This window comes from Peribacillus sp. NPDC058002, assembly GCF_042886655.1.
Lineage (GTDB): Bacteria > Bacillota > Bacilli > Bacillales > DSM-1321 > Peribacillus > Peribacillus aracenensis.
This window is the reverse complement of record NZ_JBHVQU010000493.1, coordinates 1-1436: the sequence shown is the minus strand read 5'-3', so window position 1 is coordinate 1436 and position 1436 is coordinate 1. Positions and strand designations below refer to the sequence as shown.

The 1436-nt window shown below is 40.8% G+C and carries 3 protein-coding genes; 2 read left to right on the top strand and 1 reads right to left on the bottom strand.

Going from position 1 to position 1436, the window contains the following annotated elements; genetic code table 11:
* Window positions 1-664 (bottom strand): alpha/beta hydrolase (locus ACFVSH_RS26605; RefSeq protein WP_387708817.1); only part of this gene is annotated, 664 nt, incomplete at its 3' end.
* A gap of 130 nt (window positions 665-794) precedes the next feature.
* On the opposite strand from ACFVSH_RS26605, the gene ACFVSH_RS26600 reads away from it, so the two are divergent.
* Together ACFVSH_RS26600 and ACFVSH_RS26595 are read left to right on the top strand one after the other, a co-directional pair.
* On the top strand, window positions 795-1055 hold the full coding sequence (locus ACFVSH_RS26600) for a YqkE family protein (RefSeq protein ID WP_192205412.1): 261 nt from the start codon (window positions 795-797) through the stop codon (window positions 1053-1055).
* Window positions 1056-1214: 159 nt separating this feature from the next.
* Window positions 1215-1436, top strand: a 222-nt coding sequence (locus ACFVSH_RS26595) for a MarR family winged helix-turn-helix transcriptional regulator (protein ID WP_387708815.1), incomplete at its 3' end; no start/stop codon positions are given.

The following is a 1436-nucleotide window of genomic DNA, read 5'->3' as shown; positions in this document are numbered from 1 at the left end:
ATCCATCACGGAGTTTGATGAACGTACGCCCAAGCGGAAACACGGTCCAGGAGGGAAGTGGGACTACAAGTTTAAGCTGGTGTTTGATCTGATCCTCGAAATTTGAAAATGGACAGTCGGCAATGTAAAAATCAGCACCATCTTCAAGCATTCCGGCATATAAAAGCAGGGTTACAGCCCCCATGGATTCTCCATGAATGCCAATATGGAGGTCGGGACCTTTACGTCTTTTCAATTCATCGATTACAGCCTTCAGGTCGAATTTTTCATAATGTCCATAACTGCTCGTCTTGCCCCCCGAATCCCCATGCCGGCGGTGGTCATAAATGATGGCATTGAAGCCCCGCTTAAGAAAAATATTCATGTACTTAATCGAATTGACTTTGTTCTCCGTCACACCATGGGAAATGACCACCCACTTATTAGTATCATGCGGTTCGATAAACAAGCATTTCAAGGAATATCCGGATGGTGACGATACCCAAATTTCCGTTTTAGGCAGATTATCAAAATCCTCCGTGATCAGGCGTTTAGCCATGATTTCACGATTCTGGATAAAATCATCTTCCTTCTTTTTCATGTACATGATCCGATTGGAAAAATAAATGCCGACGCCGATGATATACGATAGGATTCCAGCCAGTGTAAACCACCATTTCTTCATGGGAGGTCCTCCTCAGTTGATTTTCTTTATTTTACCATGTGGGAAATGGGAAAACACTGTTTGAAAACCATGACGAGGAAAACGGCAGTCGTGATATAATAATTTCATAAATGGCCAGGAGGTTTTAAGGGTGAAAAAGAAACAGCAGCGAAATCAAAATCAAAGCAAAAACCAAGATAAAGAATCATCTTCATTGAAACTCGGTGATATGATCAATCAAGATATCATGTCCCAGCTTCGTCAAAAGCAAAAGGAACTTAATGAGGCTGAACAAGAAAAACGGGCAGCGGAAGAAGAAAAAAAACGCGAAGAAAGAAAGCGTCGGGAGAAGAATAAATCATTCGAAGAACTATTGGGTGAAAGCAATCTGAACTGGAAGAACTATAAATGAAGGACAGGGAGCGGTTTATTAAGAGAGCTGGCTCCCTTTTTCCGTTCAGGAAGACCATTCCTTGCTGATATTCCTTTATTTTATAATGTATAACGATTATATTAAAGATAAGTTCGATATGCTTTCATATCGGATGGACTACAATTAGCTGGTGATATGATGCAAAGTAAAATAGAGAAAGTACTGGAAGACCAATTATGTTTCCTGCTTTATGCAAGTTCAAGGGAAATGACGAAGAAATATAAACCGCTGCTTGATAAACTCGAAGTGACATATCCTCAATACCTTGTTCTTCTTCTATTATGGGAACAGGATACACTTACAGTAAAAAAACTAGGGGAGCTCCTTGCCCTCGACTCAGGAACGCTTACCCCCATGTTG